This window comes from Achromobacter sp. HZ34, from assembly GCF_002209485.1.
Lineage (GTDB): Bacteria > Pseudomonadota > Gammaproteobacteria > Burkholderiales > Burkholderiaceae_B > Bordetella_C.
This window is the reverse complement of sequence record NZ_NJIX01000001.1, coordinates 522,972-542,516: the sequence shown is the minus strand read 5'-3', so window position 1 is coordinate 542,516 and position 19,545 is coordinate 522,972. Positions and strand designations below refer to the sequence as shown.

General features: G+C 64.7%; 15 protein-coding genes. 9 read left to right on the top strand and 6 right to left on the bottom strand.

The window, feature by feature from the left end; translation table 11 throughout:
• Window positions 1-17 precede the first annotated feature (17 nt).
• Both CEY05_RS02215 and CEY05_RS02210 read right to left on the bottom strand, forming a co-directional pair.
• Window positions 18-1,061 (bottom strand): alpha/beta fold hydrolase, encoded by a 1,044-nt coding sequence (locus tag CEY05_RS02215; RefSeq protein ID WP_088595751.1) that lies wholly within the window; start codon window positions 1,059-1,061, stop codon window positions 18-20.
• Window positions 1,062-1,147: 86 nt separating this feature from the next.
• Window positions 1,148-2,551 (bottom strand): amidase, encoded by a 1,404-nt coding sequence (locus CEY05_RS02210; RefSeq protein ID WP_088595750.1) that lies wholly within the window; start codon window positions 2,549-2,551, stop codon window positions 1,148-1,150.
• A 152-nt stretch (window positions 2,552-2,703) separates the two neighbouring features.
• On the opposite strand from CEY05_RS02210, the gene CEY05_RS02205 reads away from it, so the two are divergent.
• From CEY05_RS02205 to CEY05_RS02185, 5 genes are all read left to right on the top strand, one after another.
• Window positions 2,704-3,279: a TetR/AcrR family transcriptional regulator gene (locus tag CEY05_RS02205; RefSeq protein ID WP_088595749.1), complete on the top strand. Its 576-nt coding sequence runs from the start codon at window positions 2,704-2,706 to the stop codon at window positions 3,277-3,279.
• Between the two features lie 91 nt (window positions 3,280-3,370).
• Window positions 3,371-3,739, top strand: coding sequence for a multidrug effflux MFS transporter (locus tag CEY05_RS30745; RefSeq protein ID WP_143220255.1), 369 nt, complete (start codon window positions 3,371-3,373; stop codon window positions 3,737-3,739).
• A gap of 72 nt (window positions 3,740-3,811) precedes the next feature.
• On the top strand, window positions 3,812-4,120 hold the full coding sequence (locus CEY05_RS02195) for a hypothetical protein (protein ID WP_088595747.1): 309 nt from the start codon (window positions 3,812-3,814) through the stop codon (window positions 4,118-4,120).
• 71 nt (window positions 4,121-4,191) lie between these two features.
• Entirely contained in the window at window positions 4,192-4,761 is a 570-nt protein-coding gene (locus tag CEY05_RS02190; RefSeq protein ID WP_088595746.1) for a phosphatase PAP2 family protein, read from the top strand.
• A 221-nt stretch (window positions 4,762-4,982) separates the two neighbouring features.
• Complete coding sequence (locus CEY05_RS02185) at window positions 4,983-6,932, top strand: alpha/beta hydrolase domain-containing protein (protein ID WP_198952652.1); 1,950 nt, start codon at window positions 4,983-4,985, stop codon at window positions 6,930-6,932.
• Here the strand turns inward: CEY05_RS02185 and CEY05_RS02180 are convergent.
• Complete coding sequence (locus CEY05_RS02180; RefSeq protein WP_088595744.1) at window positions 6,929-8,290, bottom strand: LLM class flavin-dependent oxidoreductase; 1,362 nt, start codon at window positions 8,288-8,290, stop codon at window positions 6,929-6,931. The genes CEY05_RS02185 and CEY05_RS02180 overlap by 4 nt on opposite strands.
• Window positions 8,291-8,767: 477 nt before the next feature.
• On the opposite strand from CEY05_RS02180, the gene CEY05_RS02175 reads away from it, so the two are divergent.
• Both CEY05_RS02175 and CEY05_RS02170 read left to right on the top strand, forming a co-directional pair.
• The gene (locus tag CEY05_RS02175; protein WP_233161313.1) at window positions 8,768-9,103 is read left to right on the top strand and encodes a lysozyme inhibitor LprI family protein; all 336 of its coding nucleotides are present in this window, start codon (window positions 8,768-8,770) and stop codon (window positions 9,101-9,103) included.
• Window positions 9,104-9,267: 164 nt separating this feature from the next.
• Complete coding sequence (locus tag CEY05_RS02170) at window positions 9,268-11,964, top strand: excinuclease ABC subunit UvrA (protein WP_088595743.1); 2,697 nt, start codon at window positions 9,268-9,270, stop codon at window positions 11,962-11,964.
• 103 nt (window positions 11,965-12,067) lie between these two features.
• On the opposite strand, the gene CEY05_RS02165 is transcribed toward CEY05_RS02170, so the two are convergent.
• From CEY05_RS02165 to CEY05_RS02155, 3 genes are read right to left on the bottom strand one after another with little or no spacing between them, the layout of a single operon-like run.
• Window positions 12,068-13,471 carry an efflux transporter outer membrane subunit gene (locus CEY05_RS02165; protein ID WP_255407750.1) on the bottom strand — a complete coding sequence of 468 codons (1,404 nt, stop codon included), beginning with the start codon at window positions 13,469-13,471 and terminating at the stop codon, window positions 12,068-12,070.
• Complete coding sequence (locus CEY05_RS02160) at window positions 13,471-16,608, bottom strand: multidrug efflux RND transporter permease subunit (protein WP_088595741.1); 3,138 nt, start codon at window positions 16,606-16,608, stop codon at window positions 13,471-13,473. The genes CEY05_RS02165 and CEY05_RS02160 overlap by 1 nt, the downstream gene beginning before the upstream one ends.
• Entirely contained in the window at window positions 16,605-17,798 is a 1,194-nt protein-coding gene (locus CEY05_RS02155) for an efflux RND transporter periplasmic adaptor subunit (protein ID WP_233161311.1), read from the bottom strand. Before CEY05_RS02155 ends, CEY05_RS02160 begins: the two co-directional genes overlap by 4 nt.
• 188 nt (window positions 17,799-17,986) lie before the next feature.
• Between CEY05_RS02155 and CEY05_RS02150 the strand changes: the two genes are divergently transcribed.
• Window positions 17,987-18,262 carry a metal-sensing transcriptional repressor gene (locus tag CEY05_RS02150; RefSeq protein WP_088595740.1) on the top strand — a complete coding sequence of 92 codons (276 nt, stop codon included), beginning with the start codon at window positions 17,987-17,989 and terminating at the stop codon, window positions 18,260-18,262.
• Between the two features lie 84 nt (window positions 18,263-18,346).
• Window positions 18,347-19,468: an S-(hydroxymethyl)glutathione dehydrogenase/class III alcohol dehydrogenase gene (locus CEY05_RS02145; protein ID WP_088595739.1), complete on the top strand. Its 1,122-nt coding sequence runs from the start codon at window positions 18,347-18,349 to the stop codon at window positions 19,466-19,468.
• Window positions 19,469-19,545 lie beyond the last annotated feature (77 nt).

Here is a 19,545-nt window from a genome sequence, read left to right as displayed (position 1 = left end):
CCTCGGGACTATCTCATCTACAGGTTCCCGACCTGGAGCACCGCATCGGCAAATGCCTTGGGTGCTTCCTGCGGCAGGTTATGGCCGATCCCGCCGGTTATGTCGCGGTGCTGGTATTTGCCGGTGAATTGCCTCGCGTAAGCCGCCGGTGGCTGATGCGGCGCGCCGTTGGCGTCTCCTTCCAAGGTAATGGTCGGTACGGAGATGCGCGGCGCCTGCGCCAACCGTTTCTCCAGACCGTCGTACTGCGATTCGCCCTGGGCCAGGCTCAGACGCCAGCGGTAGTTGTGGATGACGATCGCCACATGGTCCGGATTGTCGAAGGCCTGGGCCGTGCGCCGGTATGTGGCATCGTCGAAGTTGAAGCGCGGTGAAGCGTTCTGCCAGACCATGCGGTTGAAGTCATCGCGGTAGGCCGCGTAGCCCTCGGCGCCGCGCTCCGTGGCGAAGTAATACTGGAACCAGGCCTGCAGTTCCGCCTGCGGCGGCAACGGTTTGCGGTTGGCTTGCTGGCTGCCGATCAGATAACCACTGGCCGACACCAGCGCGCGGCAACGCTCGGGCCAGATAGCCGCGACGATATTGGCTGCACGGCCGCCCCAGTCAAAACCGGCCAGTACGGCCTTCTTGATCTTCAATGCATCCATCAGCGCAATCACGTCTGCCGCGAATACGGCCTGCTGGCCGTTGCGTGGCGTGTCCGCGGTAACGATGCGCGTGCTGCCGTAGCCCCGTAGATACGGCACGATTACGCGATAGCCCTTGCCTGCCAGGTGGGGGGCTACTTCGACAAAGCTGTGTATATCGTGTGGCCAGCCGTGCAGCAGAATGACAACCGGGCCGTTGGCCGGACCGGACTCCGCATAGCCGATGTTCAGGGATCCGGCGTCGACCTGCCGGATGGGGCCAAGAGAAACGGATGAAGCGTTGCCGTACGAAGCTCTTGGCATTGGCGCGGCGCTGGCTGGAGAAAACCCGGCCAGGTCAAGCAAGGTCAGGCCGCCAAGGGTGGACACGCCGCTCAACAAGTGACGGCGTGACAGGTTCACTGGATCAGACATATTCGTTTTAGCGCTCGGGTGAGGAAACGCCGTGACGTGGGCATCACGGCGTTCCAGGTTGTGAGTGGACGATCCGGGTTTATCGATCAGACGACGGGACGCTGATCCCCCAGCCCCCCGCGCCGCTCAAGCAGGCCTCCCAGTTGCAGGATGAGGTCTTCGTTGAGCCAACGGGAGACCAGTTGGATGCCGATCGGCAAGCGCTCCGAACTCAATGCATACGGTACGGATAGTGCAGGCAGGCCCGTCAGGTTGAATGCGGACGTCGCCCGCATGACGTGGAGCCAGGACACGGTTTCTCCATTGACAAGCAGTTCCTGGGCGCCATGCGGCGTGGCGGTCATCGGCGTGACCGGACAAAGCAGCACATCGTATTTTTCGAACCAGGCCGCGAACGATGACCTGAGCGCTTCGGCTTTTCTCAGCGCCGCGTTGAAGTCCGCGTATGACGGGTCCGGCGACTCATAGATGCTCTTGCCGACAGCATGTAATCGGTCTTCCCTGCCCTTGGCCAGCTTCTGGATTTCAGGTACCAACTCACCGTAGACCAACAGCATCAAAGGCGACAGTGGATCATCAAGGAACGGCAACGCGACTTCCTCCACGTCGCACCCGAGATCCGCCAGCTGCGCTGCCGCGGCGGCCACTGCCGCCGTAATTTCCGGATCTACCGGCCCGAATGCCGCGTCCGATACCCAACCGACACGTATGGTCTGGCCAGCGACGCGACGGTTGTCGGACACCGCATTCCTGGCATGGACGGCATAGCCATCGGCACCGTCCGCGCCTCTTAGCAGCGAATACGCCAACGCCACGTCGCGCACGGTCCGGGCCATCGGACCCACGTGCCACCATTGCGAAGTGACCGTTGGGTAGTGCCCAGTGTAGGGAATGCGCCCGTGCGTGGCCTTGAGGGCGGCGATGCCGGTGAAGGCCGCGGGCCCGCGCACGGAAATCGCAACGTCGCTACCGATGCCCAACGGCGACATGCCAGCCGCGATCGCAGCGGACTCCCCCCCGGAAGATCCGCCCGGCGTGCGATCCAGATTCCAGGGGTTATTGGTCCGGCCGGTAAGCAGGTTGTCTGACTCGGTCCACGTCGAGAATTCGGGCAGATTGGTCTTCGCCAGGATGATGCCGCCGGCCGCCTTGAGCCGGGCAACGCTGCTTGCATCTCTTGTCGGCACGTTGCCAGCAAACAATAGCGATCCGCGCTGGGTCGGAATGCCGGCGGTGTCGAGCGCGTCCTTGACCGTGAAAGGCACGCCGTGCAGTGGAGCAAGCTGCGCCCCCTTCACGAATGCCTTGTCCGCGTTGCCGGCGGCTTCCAGTGCCTGATCCGCGTTCAGCGTAACAATGGCGTTTATCTTGGGGTTGACGGCTTCGATACGGTCGAGGTGCGCCTGCACCACTTCCACCGAGGATAGTTCGCGATTGCGAATCAGGCTGGCCAGTTCGGTGGCATCAAAGTTGGTGATTTCGGAATTCATGTAGGGAGCTTCGGAAAGGAGGTGACTGGGCACTTGGCGGTGCTACCTTATTGCTGCCTACCAAGTGATCGGTAGGGAAATGGTATGAGGCTCATCATGCTACGTCAAGCCCTATCTGTCAGTTGGTAGGCAAACTTGATAGAATCATGCTTATGGAATCGAAGACGAACATCAATTCTCGCGAAGCGATTTTGGCCGCGGCGAGGAGCGCCGCACAGGCGCATGGCTACAACGGCCTGAATTTCCGGGATATCGCCGCCACCGTGGGCATCAAGGCCGCCAGCATCTACCACCATTTCCCTAGCAAATCCGACTTGGGCGTGGCGGTCGCCCGACGTTATTGGGAAGATGCGGCCGCGGCATTGGAATCGATGTCCGCGAACGGCGCGGATCCGGTCGACTGCCTGCGCAAGTATCCGGCGACTTTCCGCGTGGCGCTGGAGACGGGCAATCGCATGTGCCTGTGCAGTTTCATGGCCTCTGAATATGACGACCTGCCGGCCGAGGTCCAGAAAGAAGTCCAGGTCTTCACGGACGTCAATGTCGCGTGGCTGAGCGAGCGTCTGGTGGACACGGGCACGGTGAGCCCCGAGGAAAGCAAACGCCGCGCTTACGCCATCTTCGCGGCAATATCGGGGGCCCAGATCGTCGCTCGGGGAAGAGCGGATATCTCGCTTTACGACACTATTGTTGCGAGTTGCCAGTCGAGTGGTTTGTTGCCCGGTTGAGCCGCCCTGAGCGGTTCCCATGCGAAGGGGAGTCATTCCCTTTGCAGGATGCCGTAGCCGATGACATCCTCGTCTGTCGGGCCACCTGACCATGGCGCTTACGGTCGCACCGATGCTGGTCCTCACCTACGGCGCCGGCATTGCCTCACCCACCGCCATGGCGCAAGCCTTGAACGTCAATCCAAGGGTCAGCGGTTCATCGTCGGGGCTGTATGGATTCGCGCAGATGTCGATCGGTGCCGCATGCACGGCCTTCGCCGACATCGGCAGCAACCCCGCTGTCGCAGCGGGATGCACCTTGCTGGGGGCCGGCATGCTATCCCAGCTGGCGTTCTGGGTGGCAAGCGAAAAGCGTGAGACGGCATGGCTATTGGCTGAGCGGCGGCGCTGCTCACGGTCGCTACCGCAGCCGCGCCGCGCACGCTGCCGCTGTCCGCGCAGATCGAATCCCGCGGATTGACGGAAATTCGACGGGACATCGGGCACCCTGCCTGTCTTTTGACAGGCGATTCCCAGGGTGCCCCCACAACTCATGCACGGACGCCTGCAAGTTCCGGATTTCTCCGAAATACAACGTCAACTGAAGGCGCACCGCCTTCGAGTGACGTTGGCGCGACTGGAGGTGCTCGACGCTCTGCATCGCGTCAAGAAAAAAGTCATCACCCGCGACGACCTGCTGCTTCTGCTCGGCCGGCTTGGCTATGACACCAGCCTGCCCCGCATGAACCGCGCGCTGCGTGACCTCGTGCGCGTGGGATTGGTGCTCTGCCAGGTCCGTGAAGACTACCCGACGACGTTTCGCCTTATGCCTTTCGTTGTCCGGGTTTCCACAACCCTTTGACAAGAATTCGACGCTGCAACGTGCACCCTTGATGCCTTTTCCATGCCGCCGGGGTGTGCCCGGCACGGATCATGTACGAAGCGAGTGGATTGGAAGCGTTCAACATCGCAGTGTTCGAGTTTCTGCGCGGGTCGCCCGGCGACGCCAAGATCCTTATCGGCGTCGCCCGCCAACTGGCGGAGGTGCCGGCCATCATCGCTGGCGCGGTACTGCTGTGGTATCTCGTGTCGCGACGGGATTACGCGATGGCGCTCGGGACGGCCATTGCCATCGGCGCTTCCAAGCTCATTGAAGCCTATGTCAACGCCCACGCCTTCCACGCGCGTCCCTTCGCGGCAGGATTCGGCCCGGCCTTGGTATATCACGCCGCCAACAACTCCATGCCCAGCAGCCATGCCACCTTCGCCTGGACGCTGGCCGTGATATTCCTGTGGAAGCGCGAGTGGCGCTATGCCGGCATCGTGGCGCTCCTGGGTCTCGTAGTCGCATGGGCCCGTATTTTCGTGGGCATTCATTGGCCCCTGGACATGGTCGGCTCCGCGCTGAGTGCCGCGGCATGTGGGTCGCTCGGATATGGCGTGCAACGCGCCGTCCGTCCGGCCCGCCAAACCAGTCACAGGGTGGGCCAGCCTCCCAAATGAATCAGCCGCAACGCGGTAGCCGTTAGCATCAGCAGCAGTCCATGCTGGCTTGTAGCGCGCCCCCGCCATCAACCAACACACCGGATTTTCAGTTACTGTTTCAGCGCTCGCCACGCTGACTGCTCCTGGCAGCCAGGCAGTGCAACGAAGCCAATTGGTTCTTGTCGATCATGCCCCGCATGGCCGTCGATGGCCAAGTGATAACAACTACTGGAGACGAGATGAGCATACGCACGAGGATGGCAGGCGCTCTGCTGCTGGCGACGTTAGGCGCCAGCGCGCATGCGGAGGTCATACGCTTTGAAGTGCTGCAGAAGTCCCCGGCCTACGATGGCCGTCAATTCGGCGATGTGGGTACCTATGAGAAAGTCACCGCCCGCGCCACTTTCGTGCTCGATCCCACCGACCCACGCAATGCCGTGATTGCCGACCTGGACAAAGCGCCGCGTGACGCCGAGGGGCGCGTCCAGGCCACGGCGGACGTGGTGTTATTACGTCCATCCGACCCCACGCGCGGCAATGGCACACTGCTGGTGGACGTGCCCAACCGTGGCCGAAAAATCGGCCAGCAGCTGTTCGACGATGCCGCCAAGCCCAATAGCCTGGACACGGGCGACGCGGGTAATGGCTTCCTGGAGCGACAAGGCTATACGGTCGCATGGATAGGCTGGCAGGCCGATCTGCCCACCAAGCCGGGCGAATTGGGACTGAAATCACCCGTGCTTGCGGGCATTACTGGCCCAGTCCGTGAAGAATTGATCTTCGATGACGACAAGAATCCCGGCAAGGCTACGCTGCAATGGCCACTGGCCGACCCCTTGAAGCTTGCCGTCACGGTGCGGCAGCGCTGGAATGATGACCGTCAGACACCCCCTGACATGTCGGTGCGCGCAACGGGGGCGCAAACCATAGAGATACAGCGCCCCGCCAAGGGCTACGATGCGGGCGCGCTCTATGAAGTGACCTACACGGCCAAGGACCCGACTGTCCTGGGCCTGGCCTTCGCCGCCACCCGCGATATCGCTGCATTCCTGCGCCGCGACGGCAGCGCGGAAAACCCATTGGCCCTGAACGGGAAACCTTCCGTCCAACATGCCATCGGCTTCGGCATCTCGCAATCCGGCCGCTTTCTGCGCGACTTCCTGCATCTGGGTTTCAACGAAGACTTGGAAGGCCGCATGGTGTTCGACGGCCTGATGCCGCATGTCGCGGGCGGACGACGCACGGCCGTCAATGTGCGCTTCGGCCTGCCCAACCGTAATGCCAGGCATCCACAGGATCCCGGCTGGCAGGTCGACGCCTTTCCCTTCACCTATGCAACGCTGACAGATCCACTCAGCGGCCGACGCGACGGCTTGCTGTTGCGCTGCCGCTTGAACGCCACCTGCCCTGTCATCATGCAGACGGACAGCGAAATAGAATGGTGGTCGTCGCGCGCGTCCCTGGTCGTCACGGATCTCGCGGGCAATCAGCTGGACCTGCCGCCCGATGTACGTATGTACATGCTGACGGGCACGCCGCATTTCTCCGAGCCCGGCGAATCGATGCGCCACCGCGACACCATGGCCCTGCCCGTCAACCCTATGCACAACGGCGCAGTCATGCGGGCATTGCTTACTGACATGCAGACCTGGATCACCACAGGCAAACAGCCGCCGTCGAGCCGCGTTCCCATGCGCGGGCAGGGAACGCTGGTCGACGCCAGCCGAGCCGTGCCGACCAACATTCCCGGGCTGCCCTATGCAGGCATACACGGCCTGGCCAGCTATATCGATTCCGCGACCGTGCCGCCGCGCGAGCTGGGGCACTATCCCGTCTTCGTGCCCCTGGCGGACGCCGACGGTATCTCCATCGCGGGCATCCGCCAGTTGGCGGTTGCGGTCCCACGCGCAACGTACACCGGCTGGAATCCGCGCGCCGAAGGATATGGGCCTAGCGCCTTATATCCCTTGTACGGCGCCGCCGTGCCTTTCGCAGCCACGCGGGCGCAACGCGATGATAATCACGACCCGCGCCTTTCCCTGCAGGAACGCTATCCCAGCGATGCGGATTACGTCGGGGCCGTGCAAACCGAGGCCGATCGGCTGGTCGCGGAACGACTGCTATTACCGGAGGACGCGAAACGCGCAGTCGATCTGGCCAGGGAAGACAAGCTGTCCCAGCTGCATTAAGAGAGCACCGGCGCGCCCGGATTCGATTTGGAGCGCTCTGCAGGTACCGCGACGGCGGGCCGAGCCAGGCCGTAGTGGTCGCGCAAGGTCTGGCCTGTGTATTCCGTCCGAAACAGGCCCCGCTCGCGCAGGATGGGCAGCACCTTGTCCACGAAGGCCGTAAGCCCGGACGGAAACACCGGGGGCATGATATTGAAGCCGTCCGCGGCGCCGTTCTCGAAATAGTGCTGCAAGGCATCGGCCACTTGCAGCGGCGTCCCCACCAGGGTCCAGTGGCCGCGGCCGCCGCCTAGTTGGCCGATCAGCGCTCGTACGGTCAGGCGTTCGCGCCGCGCCAGTTCGACGATGAGCGTGCGCCGGCTCTTGGCGCCGTTGATTTCCGCCTCGCTGGGCAGGTCGTCCGGCAGCGGACCGTCCAGCGTCAGGCGGCTGGGGTCGATCTGCAGCGTCTTGGCCAGCTGGCCCAGGGCGTATTCCGGATTGATGAGTCCGTTGAGGGTGCGCTCCAGCTGGATCGCCTCGGCCTCGGTATCGGCGATGATGGGCACGATGCCCGGCAGGATCTTGATGCTGTCCGGATCGCGGCCGAAGCTGCGCGCACGTTCCTTCAGGTCCGCATAGAAGTCCTGGGCATCGCGCAGGCTGGTCTGCGCGGTGAACACCGCTTCCGCCCACCGTGCCGCGAAATCCTTGCCGTCTTCGCTGGAACCGGCCTGCACGAGTACGGGCCGTCCTTGCGGACTGCGCGAGACGTTCAAGGGGCCTTCGACGCGAAAGTATTTGCCCTCGTGCGCGATGGGCCGCACCTTGGCGGGCAGCGCGTGTATGCCTTGCGCCTTGTCGGCGATCACGGCGTCGTCCTGCCAGGAATCCCACAGCTTTCCCGTCACCTGCACGAACTCTTCCGCCCTGGCGTAGCGGTCCGCGTGGGCGGGGTGTGCGTCCAGGCCGAAATTGCGGGCCGCGTCGGGACTGGATGTGGTGACGATATTCCAACCCGCGCGACCGGCCGAGATGTGATCCAGGGAACTGAAGCGGCGGGCCAGGTTGAAGGGATCGTTGTAGGTGGTCGATGCGGTGGCGATCAAGCCTATCTTGCTGGTGACCGCGGCCACGGCGGTAAGGATCATGGTCGGATCCAGCCGCGCCGTCGGCCGCCGTCCCGGGTCGCCCATGATCGCGGGGCTGTCTGCCAGGAACACGGAATCGAACTTGGCGTCTTCGGCCTTGCGGGCCAGGCGCTGATAGGCGGTGATATCGATATTCGTGTTGGGATCGGCCTCGGGCAAGCGCCACGCCGCTTCGTGATGGCCGGTGTCGAAGATGAACAGGTTGAGGTGCAGTTCGCGCGTGCCCATGACGGCCTCGAATGAAGTGGGGATGATCCCGATAGCCGCAAAACTAACCTGTTGCGAGCACGGCTTCAATTGAGCACGTGAGCATGTGCTTATTCTTGTGGGCATCTGGAAAAGCCGCTATATGCACCCATTCCGGCTCACAGCCATCCTTTGTGAACACCGTCGTTTCGAAGGGCACTCATTGGTGCATGCACGATGCGCTGAGAAAGCGGATAGTGCCCCAGGGCGACAGGCGTGAATAAGCAAGCCGGTTCGGCCCTGCCCGGTTGTGTTTCGCTCGATCAAACGGGACAATCGACGGCTAAGCCCGCCCCCCGGGGCCTTAACCTTTCAGGAGTCGAGGACGTGCGTGACGAAGGCCCTACCGCCATATCTGCTGGAATCACGATTGGATCCCAGGATGGATCCGAAGCTACCACGCGGGATCGTGAAGGGAGGCTCGCGCTACTGCCTGCCATCGCCTGCGCGGCAATCGCCGTGGGCGCCATCTTGCCCGTACAGCCCAGCCATGCCGCGGGCTTCGACTGCAAGTATGCGAAAACCCAGGTCGAGCACCTGATCTGCGCGCAGCCGGAGCTGTCCAGGCTGGACGATCAGGTGAAGGTGCTATACGACAAGATCCAGGGCGAGACCGCCGGCCGTGATGGCGAAACCGGCGAATGGCGCGACCCCATGGCCAAGGAACAGACGCATTGGCGCGAAACCGTACGCGACCGCTGCCAGGACGCCGCCTGCCTGAAGTCAGCCTATGTGGCGCGGATCGCCGCCATGAAGAAGAACTGGGCCGACGCGCTGGATCCCGAGGACAGGTAAGCAGAACCTCCAGCGGTCGACCCACCGCCGCGGCGCCTGTTCCAGCGCACGCAACTTGCTATCCATGCGGCACCGCGTGCTGCAAGCACGCTTTCACCAGGACACGCCCCCCGGCTCATGAGCGAACGGACGCTCATGTCCGGGGCTTGCGCACAGGAAATCGAATGCCCAAAGCCCCCTCGCCTGCCAGCCCCGCCACCGCCCAGCCCGCCGGCTTCGTCCAGGTACGCGGTGCGCGGGAACACAATCTCAAGGACGTGGATGTCGAGATTCCGCGCAATGCCTTGGTGGTGTTCGCCGGGGTGTCGGGTTCGGGCAAGTCATCCCTGGCGTTCAGCACCATCTACGCCGAGGCGCAACGCCGCTACTTCGAATCGGTGGCGCCCTATGCGCGCCGCCTGATCGACCAGGTGGGCGTGCCCGATGTCGATGCCATCGACGGCCTGCCACCCGCCGTGGCCTTGCAGCAGCAACGGGGCGCCAGTAACGCACGCTCATCGGTGGGCAGCCTGACCACGCTGTCGAGCCTGGTGCGGATGATGTACTCGCGTGCCGGCACCTACCCGGCGGACCAGCCCATGCTGTACGCCGAAGACTTCTCCCCGAATACGCCACAAGGTGCCTGCCCCGCCTGCCACGGCCTGGGCCATGTATTCGAGGTGACCGAGGCCAGCATGGTGCCGGATCCCACCTTGACCATCCGCGAACGGGCCATCGCGGCATGGCCGCCGGCCTGGCACGGGCAGAACCTGCGCGACATCCTGGTGACGATGGGCTACGACGTGGACAAGCCCTGGAAGGACCTGCCGAAGAAGGATCGCGACTGGATCCTGTTCACCGAGGAAGCCCCCACCGTGCCGGTGTACGCCGGCTTCACCCCTGCCGAAACCCGCGCCGCGCTCAAGCGCAAGCTGGATCCCAGCTACATGGGCACTTTCACCGGCGCACGCCGCTACATCCTGCACACCTTCGCCAACACGCAGAGCGCGTTGATGAAAAAGCGGGTGTCCCGATATATGGAAGGCAAGCCCTGCGCCGCCTGCCACGGCAAGCGGCTCAAGCCCGAGGCGTTGTCCGTGACCTTCGCCGGCATCGATATCGGCGATTTCATGCGGATGCCGCTGGACCATGCGGTGGCTCTCCTGGATCCCATCGCGCGAGGGGACTTCGGCGCACATGGAGCCGGCGCCGGGAGCCATGCGAGCTCGAACGCCGCGGCCAGCGCTGAAACCAGGGCCGCGAGGGACGGAGCAGCCAACAAAACCGCCACGCGCCGCGACCGGGCCGCCCGGGCCGCGTCCGGACGCGCCACCCATGCGGCTGCGCCCGATGTCCGCCGCACTTCCGCCTTGTCCGAGGAAAAGCGCCTGGCCGCCCAGCGCCTGGCCGAGAACGTGGTGGGCCGGCTGCGTTCATTGCAGCAATTGGGGCTTGGCTACCTGACGCTGGATCGTCCCACGCCCACCTTGTCCAGTGGCGAGCTGCAAAGGCTGCGGCTGGCGACCCAGCTGAGCTCCATGCTGTTCGGCGTGATCTACGTGCTGGACGAACCCTCGGCGGGCTTGCATCCATCCGATAGCCAGGCCCTGTACGACGCGCTCGACCAGCTGCGCGACGCCGGCAACTCGGTGTTCGTCGTGGAGCACGACCTGGGCCTGATGCGGCGCGCGCAGTGGCTGGTGGACGTCGGGCCGGAAGCGGGTGAACGGGGCGGCCGCGTGCTCTACAGCGGCACCCCGGCGGGACTGCGCGAGGTCGCCGAATCGCGCACCGCCCGCTACCTGTTCGACGAGATTCCCGCGCGGCCCGGCGCTGGCCGCGCACCCGCCGGCTGGCTGGAGCTCAAGGACATCCATCGCCACAACCTGCATGGCGTGAACGCCAGGATCCCGCTGGGCGTGCTGACCGCGGTCACCGGTATCTCCGGTTCCGGCAAGTCCAGCCTGGTCGCGCAAGCCCTGCCGGAGCTGGTGCTGTCGCACCTGGGTCATGAACCGGAAGACGATGCCGCCGAGGGCCCGTCCGACGAGCCTACCGTCATCGAATCCACTCAAGGCCACCTGGCCGGCGATGTCGATGTCATCCAGCGGCTGGTGCAGGTAGACCAGAAGCCGATCGGACGCACGCCCCGTTCCAACCTGGCCACCTATACCGGCCTGTTCGACCACGTGCGCAAGCTGTTCGCCGCCACGCCCGACGCCCGCCGCCGGCGCTATGACGCAGGTCGATTCTCCTTCAACGTGGCCAAGGGGCGTTGCGAGACGTGCGAAGGCGAAGGCTTCGTCAGCGTGGAGTTGCTGTTCATGCCCAGCGTCTACGCGCCCTGCCCCACCTGCCACGGCGCCCGCTACAACGAGGCGACGCTCAAGGTGCGCTGGAACGAGCGCAATATCGCCGAAGTGCTGCGGATGACGGTGGAGGAGGCCTGCGAATTCTTCGCCGGCGAAGAGCCGGTCATGCGTTCGCTGCGGCTGCTGCGCGAGATCGGCCTGGGCTATCTGCGCCTGGGCCAGCCTGCCACGGAGTTGTCTGGCGGCGAGGCCCAGCGCATCAAACTGGCTACCGAACTGCAACGCAGCCAGCGTGGCCACAGCCTGTACGTCCTGGACGAGCCCACCACGGGCCTGCACGCCTTCGACGTCGATCTGCTGATGGTGCAACTGCAGCGCCTGGTCGACCTGGGCAATACGGTGGTCACCGTCGAACACGAGATGCGCGTGGTGGCGCAAGCGGACTGGGTCATCGACGTAGGCCCGGGCGCGGGCGCCCACGGCGGCAAGATCGTCGTCGCCGGGCCGCCGGACGTCGTGGCGGCCTGCAAGGACAGCGTCACCGCGCCCTTCATCAAGCGGGCGATGTAGTCAAGGGAGCCACGTGGCCGAGGGCGCCGCGTAGCCGAGGGCGCCACCCTTGAACTCAGCCCGCCGTCGTGCGCCCGGCAATCGTGCATGGCCCACATGCGGCCTACAGCCCCGCCCCGCCACCCAGCGCGACATAAAGCTGCACGCCATTCTGCAATGCGGCCGCGCGCAAGGTCAGCATCTGCAACTCCGCGCTGAACAGATTGCGGCGTGCATCCATCACCTCCAGGTAGATGGAGATGCCATTCATGTAGCGCAGCTCCGCCGTCTCAGCCAGCCGTTGCTGCGCCTCGATGGCCTCTGCCTGCACCTTGACCTGTTCGCCCAGCCGCTGGGCTCGCGCCAACGCCGTGGCCACTTCGCTGAAGGCGGACTGCACGGTCTTGGTGTAGTTGGCCACCAGCTCGGCATGCTGGGCCACGGCCAGGTCCACGGCGGCGCGGCGCTGGCCATAGTCGAAGATGGGCATGCCGATGCCGGCGCCCATGGACCAACTCTGGTTGGGCCCCGATATCAGGCGCGACAACTCCGTGGACGCATAGCCCAGGGACCCCGTCAGCGAGATACTGGGAAACAGCGCGGCCCGCGCGGCGCCGATATTCGCGTCGGCGCCCGCCAGTCGCTGCTCCGCTTGCCTTATATCCGGCCGCGCCAGCAACAACGCCGACGGCAGGCCGGGGCTGAGGTTCTCGAATTGACCTGCCGCGCTGATGGGATTGGGCTGCACGGCATGCAAGTCCAAGTGTCCGCCCACCAGCACCCACATCCGGTTCCAGGCCTCGGCCACGCCCCTTTGCATTTCAGCCAGTTGCGACCGGGCCTGGGTCAAGAGAATCGAGGCCTGCTCGAAGTCCACCGTGGACGTCACGCCTGCATCCAGCCGGTCGCGTGCCACACCTAACGCATACTGGCGCGCTGCCACCGTGCGTTGCGCCAGGTCGACGCCCTCCTCGCTGGCACGAGCGTCGTAATACGTCGCCGCCACATTCGCGATCAAGGACAGGTGGAACATGCGCTGGCCCTCCACCGAAGCCAGGTACTGATGCATGGCCGCCTGGTTGAGGTTGCGTACCCGCCCCCAGAAGTCCAGTTCGAAACTGGTGACCGCCACCTGTGCATTGAATTGGTTGAACTCGATGGTACGGGTGCTGTTGCCGAAAGCGGGATCGACCACGGCCAATGGCGCCTGGTTGCGGCTGGCGCCCGCGCCCACGTCCACGCGCGGCAACTGGTTGGCCTGCTCGATACGGTAGAAGGCGCGCGCCTGGTCTATGCGCGCGAAGGCCGCGGCCAGGTCCTGGTTGTGCTGCAAGGCGTAGCCGATCAACAGGCGTAACTGCGGATCGCCAAAGAACTGCTGCCACGACACCTGTTCGGCCGTCGCCGTGTCACGATCCGCGCTGCCGGTGAAGCGCGCCGGCAGATCCACCGTGGGCGGCGGCTGCTGTGGCGCAAAATTGCATGCGGCCAGGATTCCGAACAACAGAAGGCAAGGTGACCGCGGCATCATCGCGCATCCTCGCTCGACCGCGCCAAGGGCTTGGAACGCCCCAGCCAGTTACGCACCACGACGTAGAACAAGGGAGTGAAGAACACCCCGAACAATGTCGCCGTGAGCATGCTGCCCATCACGCTGGTGCCCACGGCCTGGCGGCTGGCCGCCCCCGCGCCGGTCGCCAACACCAGGGGCATCATGCCCAGCACGAAAGTCAGGCTGGTCATGATGATGGGCCGCAGCCGCTGGCGCGCGGCATCCAGCACGGCTTCTGCCCGATCGCGGCCGGCCTCTTCTTCCTTCAGGGCGAATTCGACGATGAGTATGCCGTTCTTGGCGGCCAGCCCGATGATGGTCACCAGCCCGATATTGAAATAAATGTCCGCCGCCATGCCCCGCAGCAGCGTGAACGCAGCCGCCCCCAGGATGCCGAAGGGCAGGATCAGCAACACCGAGATGGGCACCGACCAGCTTTCGTACAATGCCGACAGCAGCAGGAACACCACGATCAGGGAAATCAGCAGCAGCAAGGCCACCTGGTTGCCCGCCTGGCGTTCCTCGTAGGCGGTGCCCGTCCACTCGAAGGTCATGCCCGGCGGCAGGTTGGCGTGCGCGATGTTCTCCATCGCCACCAGCGCCGCGCCACTGGACTGCCCGGCGGCGGCCTGCCCGGATATCGTGACGGCGGGAAAGCCGTTATAGCGCTCCAGTTGCTGCGGTCCATTGATCCAGCGGGTGCGCGTGAACGCCGAAAACGGCACCAGTTGCCCGCGGTTGTTCGGTAACTGCAGGCCGAGGATGTCGCCCGCGCTCATGCGCTGGTCGGCATCGCCCTGCAGGAACACCCGCAGGACGTTGCCGTCGTGGAGAAAATCGTTGGCGTAGTTGGATCCGAAGGCCAGGGACAACGCCTGGTTCACCTGTCCGACCTGCAGGCCGAGCGCGCGCGCGTGGACACGGTCTATCTCCACGTACAACTGCGGGGCCGGCGGCATGCCGTCCAGGCGCGCGCCTGCAATGGCGGGATCGCGGTTGGCGGCGCCGAGCACCGCCATCGCCGCCGCGGTCAGGCCGGCACCGCCCTGCCCCGTACGATCCTGCACCTTCATCGAAAATCCCGCCGCATTGCCCAGCGACGGAATCGGCGGCGGGTTCAAGGCAAAGATGATGGCCTGCGGAATATCCCTGAACGCCCCGTTGCCGCGCGCCACCAGGGCGTCGACGCCGTCCTTGCGGTCCGACCAGTCATACAGGTCGACGAAGGATAATGCCGCCGTCTGGCCCTGGCCGAAGAAACTGAAGCCCGTCACGGAGGTGACGTTGCGCACCCCGGGAAACTTGCGCAGGATGCTTTCCGCCTGGTCCACGGCGACTTGCGTCCGCTCCGCCGTGCCACCCGGCGCACCGGTGTAGGACACGAAGAAATAGCCCTGGTCCTCCGAGGGCAGATAACCGCCGGGTATGCGCGAGAGCAGGAAGAGGGTCGACCCGGTAAGAACCACGAAGAACAGCAGCCAGCGCTTGGGCTGCTTCAACATCTGGCCGACCGCGCCGGCATAGCGGGCGGTCAAGCCGTCGAACATCCTGTTGAAGCCGTTGAACGCCCGCAGTTTCAGCCGGGTGACGCGCCCGGCGCCAGGATCCTGCTTCTCTGGCAGGAACAGGGCCGCGCACAGCGCCGGCCCCAGGGACAGCGCCAGCACCGTGGAGATGACGATGGACACCGACAGCGTGATGGAAAACTGCCGATAGATGGCGCCGCTGGAGCCGGGAAACATGGCCATGGGCACGAAGACCGCCACCAGCACCAGCGTACTGGCCACGATAGGCCCCCACACCTGGCCCACCGCTTTGGCGGTCGCCTGGCGCGCATCGATCTGCTCGTCCTTCATGATGCGCGCGACGTTTTCCGACACGACGATGGCATCGTCGTTCAGGATGCCGATGGCGACCACCATGCCGAATAGCGACAACAGGTTCAAGGACGCGCCGAACAGCAACAGGCCCACGCATGTGCCGATCAATGCAATCGGAACGATCAAGGTGGGAACCAGCGTCGTGCGCCAGCTTTGCAGGAACACGTACACCATGACGGTGACCAGCAATAGCGCCTCTATCATGGTGCCCAACACCGAGCGGATCGACGTCGTGATGAATGGCGTGGAATCGAAGGGCACGCTCCAGGTGACGTTGGCCGGGAAGATGGCCTGCAGTTGCGTCATGCGTTCGCGTATGCCCCGCGCCACGGCCAGGGCATTGGCATCGTTGGCCAGCTGGATGGCGATACCGGCGGACTCCTTGCCGTTCACGCGGATGCGGAAGCCATAGTTTTCATTGCCCAATTCCACCCGCGCCACGTCCCCCAACGTCACGGTGGACCCGTCCTGCCCCACCCGCAGGATGATCTGGCGAAACTGTTCAGGCGTGGACAGGCGGCCCTGCGTGACGATGGGCACGTTGAACTCGGCCCCTTCACCCAGCGGCTGGTCGCCCAGCGCGCCGCCCGCGGTCTGTGCATTCTGCTCCTGCACGGCGCGCATCACGTCCGCCGCCGACATCTGGAAGCTTTCCAGCTTGCGTTGATCCAGCCACACCCGCATGGCATACGGCGAGCCGAACAGCTGCACGTCGCCCACTCCGGGAATACGGCGCAGTTCATCCAGGATATTGTTCGACGCGAAGTTGCCCATCTGCACGGCGGTGACGTCGGGGCTGCCCGACTGCAAGGCCAGCAGCATCAGGAAGCCGCTGGACGCCTTGGTGACGGTGATGCCCAGCTGCCGCACTTCGGCTGGCAACCGGGGTTCCACCCGGCTAAGCCTGTCCTGCACCTGCCCGCGCGCCACATCCAGGTCCGTGCCGGGCGTGAATGTGACGGTGATCTGCGCCGTGCCGTTGGCGCGGCTGACCGACGCCATGTACAGGAAGTTGTCGACGCCGTTCATTTCCGCATCGATGACCGACGTCACGGTGCGATCTATCGTTCCCGTATCGGCCCCGCGATAGCTGGCGTTCACGGTGATCGACGGCGGCGCGATATTCGGGTACTGCTCGATGGGCAACAGCAACAGCGCGATCACCCCGAACAGCAGGAAGAACAGCGCCACCACCCAGGCCGCCACGGGCCGATTCACGAAGAAGGCGTTCATCGGGTGGATCCCATCGCGGGTTGTTCCTCCATGGGTTTCACGCGCTGCTCCGGCGCGATCTTCTGCCAGCCATCGACGATGATGCGCTCGCCATTGGCCAGGCCGGAACGGATTTCCCACAAGCCCTGCTGCTGGTCGCCGATGACGACACGGCGTAGATGCGCGATATCGTCGGCATCCACCACGTAGAGCGTGGCGTTCTCCGCGTTCAGCGCGATCGCCCGCGCCGGCACCATGACGGTATCCTTGCGCACGCCGATGCGAAAGCGCCCGGTGACGAACTGGCCCGGCAACAGCGTCCGGTCCGCGTTCTGGAAACGGGCCCGCACGCTTTGCGCGCCTGACGTGGGATCGATGCTCAGGTCGGCGAAATCCACCTGCCCCACTTCGTCGTAGGGCCGACCGTTGGCCAGGGTCAGCTGCACCGGAAAGCGGGTGTCCTGGTTCAGCTGCAGGCCACCTTTGCGGGCTTCGTCCATCAGGTCCAGGATGGCGGTATTGGACTTGGGAAACGTCGCGAAGATGGGCGACAGCTGGTTGATCTGCGCCAGCAGGGTCGCCGATGCGGCGCTGACCAGGGCGCCTTCGGTAACCAGCGCGCGGCCCACGCGCCCGCCGATGGGCGCCCGTACCGTGCAGCGTTCCAGCCTCAGCTTGGCCAGTGTGACGGCGGCACGCGCGTCGGAGACGCTGGCCTGCGCCTGGCCCTGGGCCGAGATGGCGGCCTCGTATTCCTGGGCGCTGACGGCCTGGCGCTGTACCAGGGGCCGGAAGCGGGCGACGACAGCCTGGGCGTTCTTCTGTATCGCCAGTGCGCGTTGCAGCATGGCATTGGCCTGCTCCAGCTGGGCCCGGTAGTCGCTGTCATCGATGGCGAACAGCGCGGCACCCGCCTCGACGTCGGTGCCTTCGGTGTACAGCAGTTTCTGCACGATGCCGTCCACGCGCGCGCGGACTTCGGCGGTTCGTATGGGTTCGACGCGTCCGGAGAGATCGATCTCCGCATCGGCCGCCTGCGTGGACACGGTCTGCACCGTGACGGCAACCGCGGGAGGCAGGCCGGCGGAGACGGCATTGCCTTTGTTGTCGCATCCCGTCAGCGAAAGCGTCGTCAGCATCGGCGCCGCCAACACTGCGACGACGCTCCAGGCGCGGCCGGCAAATCGCTTGACCTTGTATGGCGGGCTCATTTCCGGCTCCCTGCTGCAACGACACTTGGATGCGTTACTGCCTGCTACCTACTGCGCGGCCGTCTTGCTCGATGCGGCCGTCATGCGGTTGGAAGGTACATGCGGGATATGCCGTTCTACTGCCGGAAAACGTCCACTGTCAAGCGCGGCATTTACATGACACCCCCCGGGGGTGTAGTATTCGGCCCATGCCACATACCCCTGACGAGAAGAAAAAAGCGCTTCGACGCGTACGCAGCATACGCGGCCAGACCGAGGCGCTGGAACGCGCGCTCGAATCCGGCGCCGAGTGCGCGCTCGTCCTGCAACAGATCGCCGCGATACGCGGAGCGGCCAATTCCCTGATGTCAGAGGTGCTGGAGTCGCATATCCGCGAAGAGTTCGATGAGTACTCCGACAAGGACCCGCGCCATGCCCAGCGTGTGCGCGACATGACCACGCTGGTGCGCGCCTACCTGCGCTAGGCGCCTTGGTCCTGGCTTTCCTTTGCGCTTAAATACGGTGGGCCCCTTGGCCGCCGCCTTCCATCCATTTGCTGGAGCACCTCCATGAAATCCCGTGCCGCCGTTGCCTTCGAAGCCGGTAAACCCCTGCAGATCGTCGAAATCGACGTCGCCCCGCCGAAGAAAGGCGAAGTGCTGGTGAAGATCACCCATACGGGCGTCTGCCACACCGATGCGTTCACCCTGTCGGGCGACGATCCCGAAGGCCTGTTCCCTGCCGTGCTGGGCCATGAAGGCGCCGGCGTGGTGGTCGAAGTGGGTGAAGGCGTGACCAGCGTGCGGCCCGGCGATCACGTCATTCCGCTCTATACCGCCGAATGCGGCGAATGCCTGTTCTGCAAGAGCGGCAAGACCAATTTGTGCGTGTCGGTGCGCGCCACCCAGGGCAAGGGTGTGATGCCCGACGGCACCACGCGCTTCAGCTACAACGGCCAACCCATCTATCACTACATGGGCTGCTCCACCTTCAGCGAATACACGGTCGTGGCCGAGGTCTCGCTGGCCAAGATCAACCCGCAAGCCAATCCGGAACACGTCTGCCTGCTGGGCTGCGGCGTCACCACCGGCCTGGGCGCGGTGAAGAACACGGCCAAGGTGCAGGAAGGCGACAGCGTCGCGGTATTCGGCCTGGGCGGCATCGGCCTGGCCGTGATCCAGGGCGCCAAGCTGGCCAACGCCGGCCGCATCATCGCCGTCGATACCAACCCCGCCAAATTCGAGCTGGCCAAGACCTTCGGCGCGACCGACTGCATCAACCCCAAGGATTTCGACAAGCCCATCCAGCAGGTGATCGTGGAGATGACGGGCTGGGGCGTGGACCACAGCTTCGAGTGCATCGGCAATGTCAACGTGATGCGCGCGGCCCTGGAAGCGGCGCACCGCGGCTGGGGCCAGTCGGTGATCATCGGCGTGGCCGGCGCCGGCCAGGAAATCTCCACCCGTCCGTTCCAGCTGGTCACGGGCCGTCGTTGGCTGGGCACGGCCTTCGGTGGCGTCAAGGGCCGCAGCCAGTTGCCCGGCATGGTCGAAGACGCCATGTCCGGCCGCATCCAGCTTGAACCTTTCGTCACGCACACCATGCCGCTCACGGGCATCAACGAAGCCTTCGACCTGATGCATGAAGGCAAGTCGATCCGCTCGGTGGTGCATTACGAAGAACAGGCCTGACCAGACCCACGATCAGGCGCCTGGATGCAAAGGGGCCCGGCTTGCAATGCCGGGCCCCTTTGTCATTGGCGTGCCCT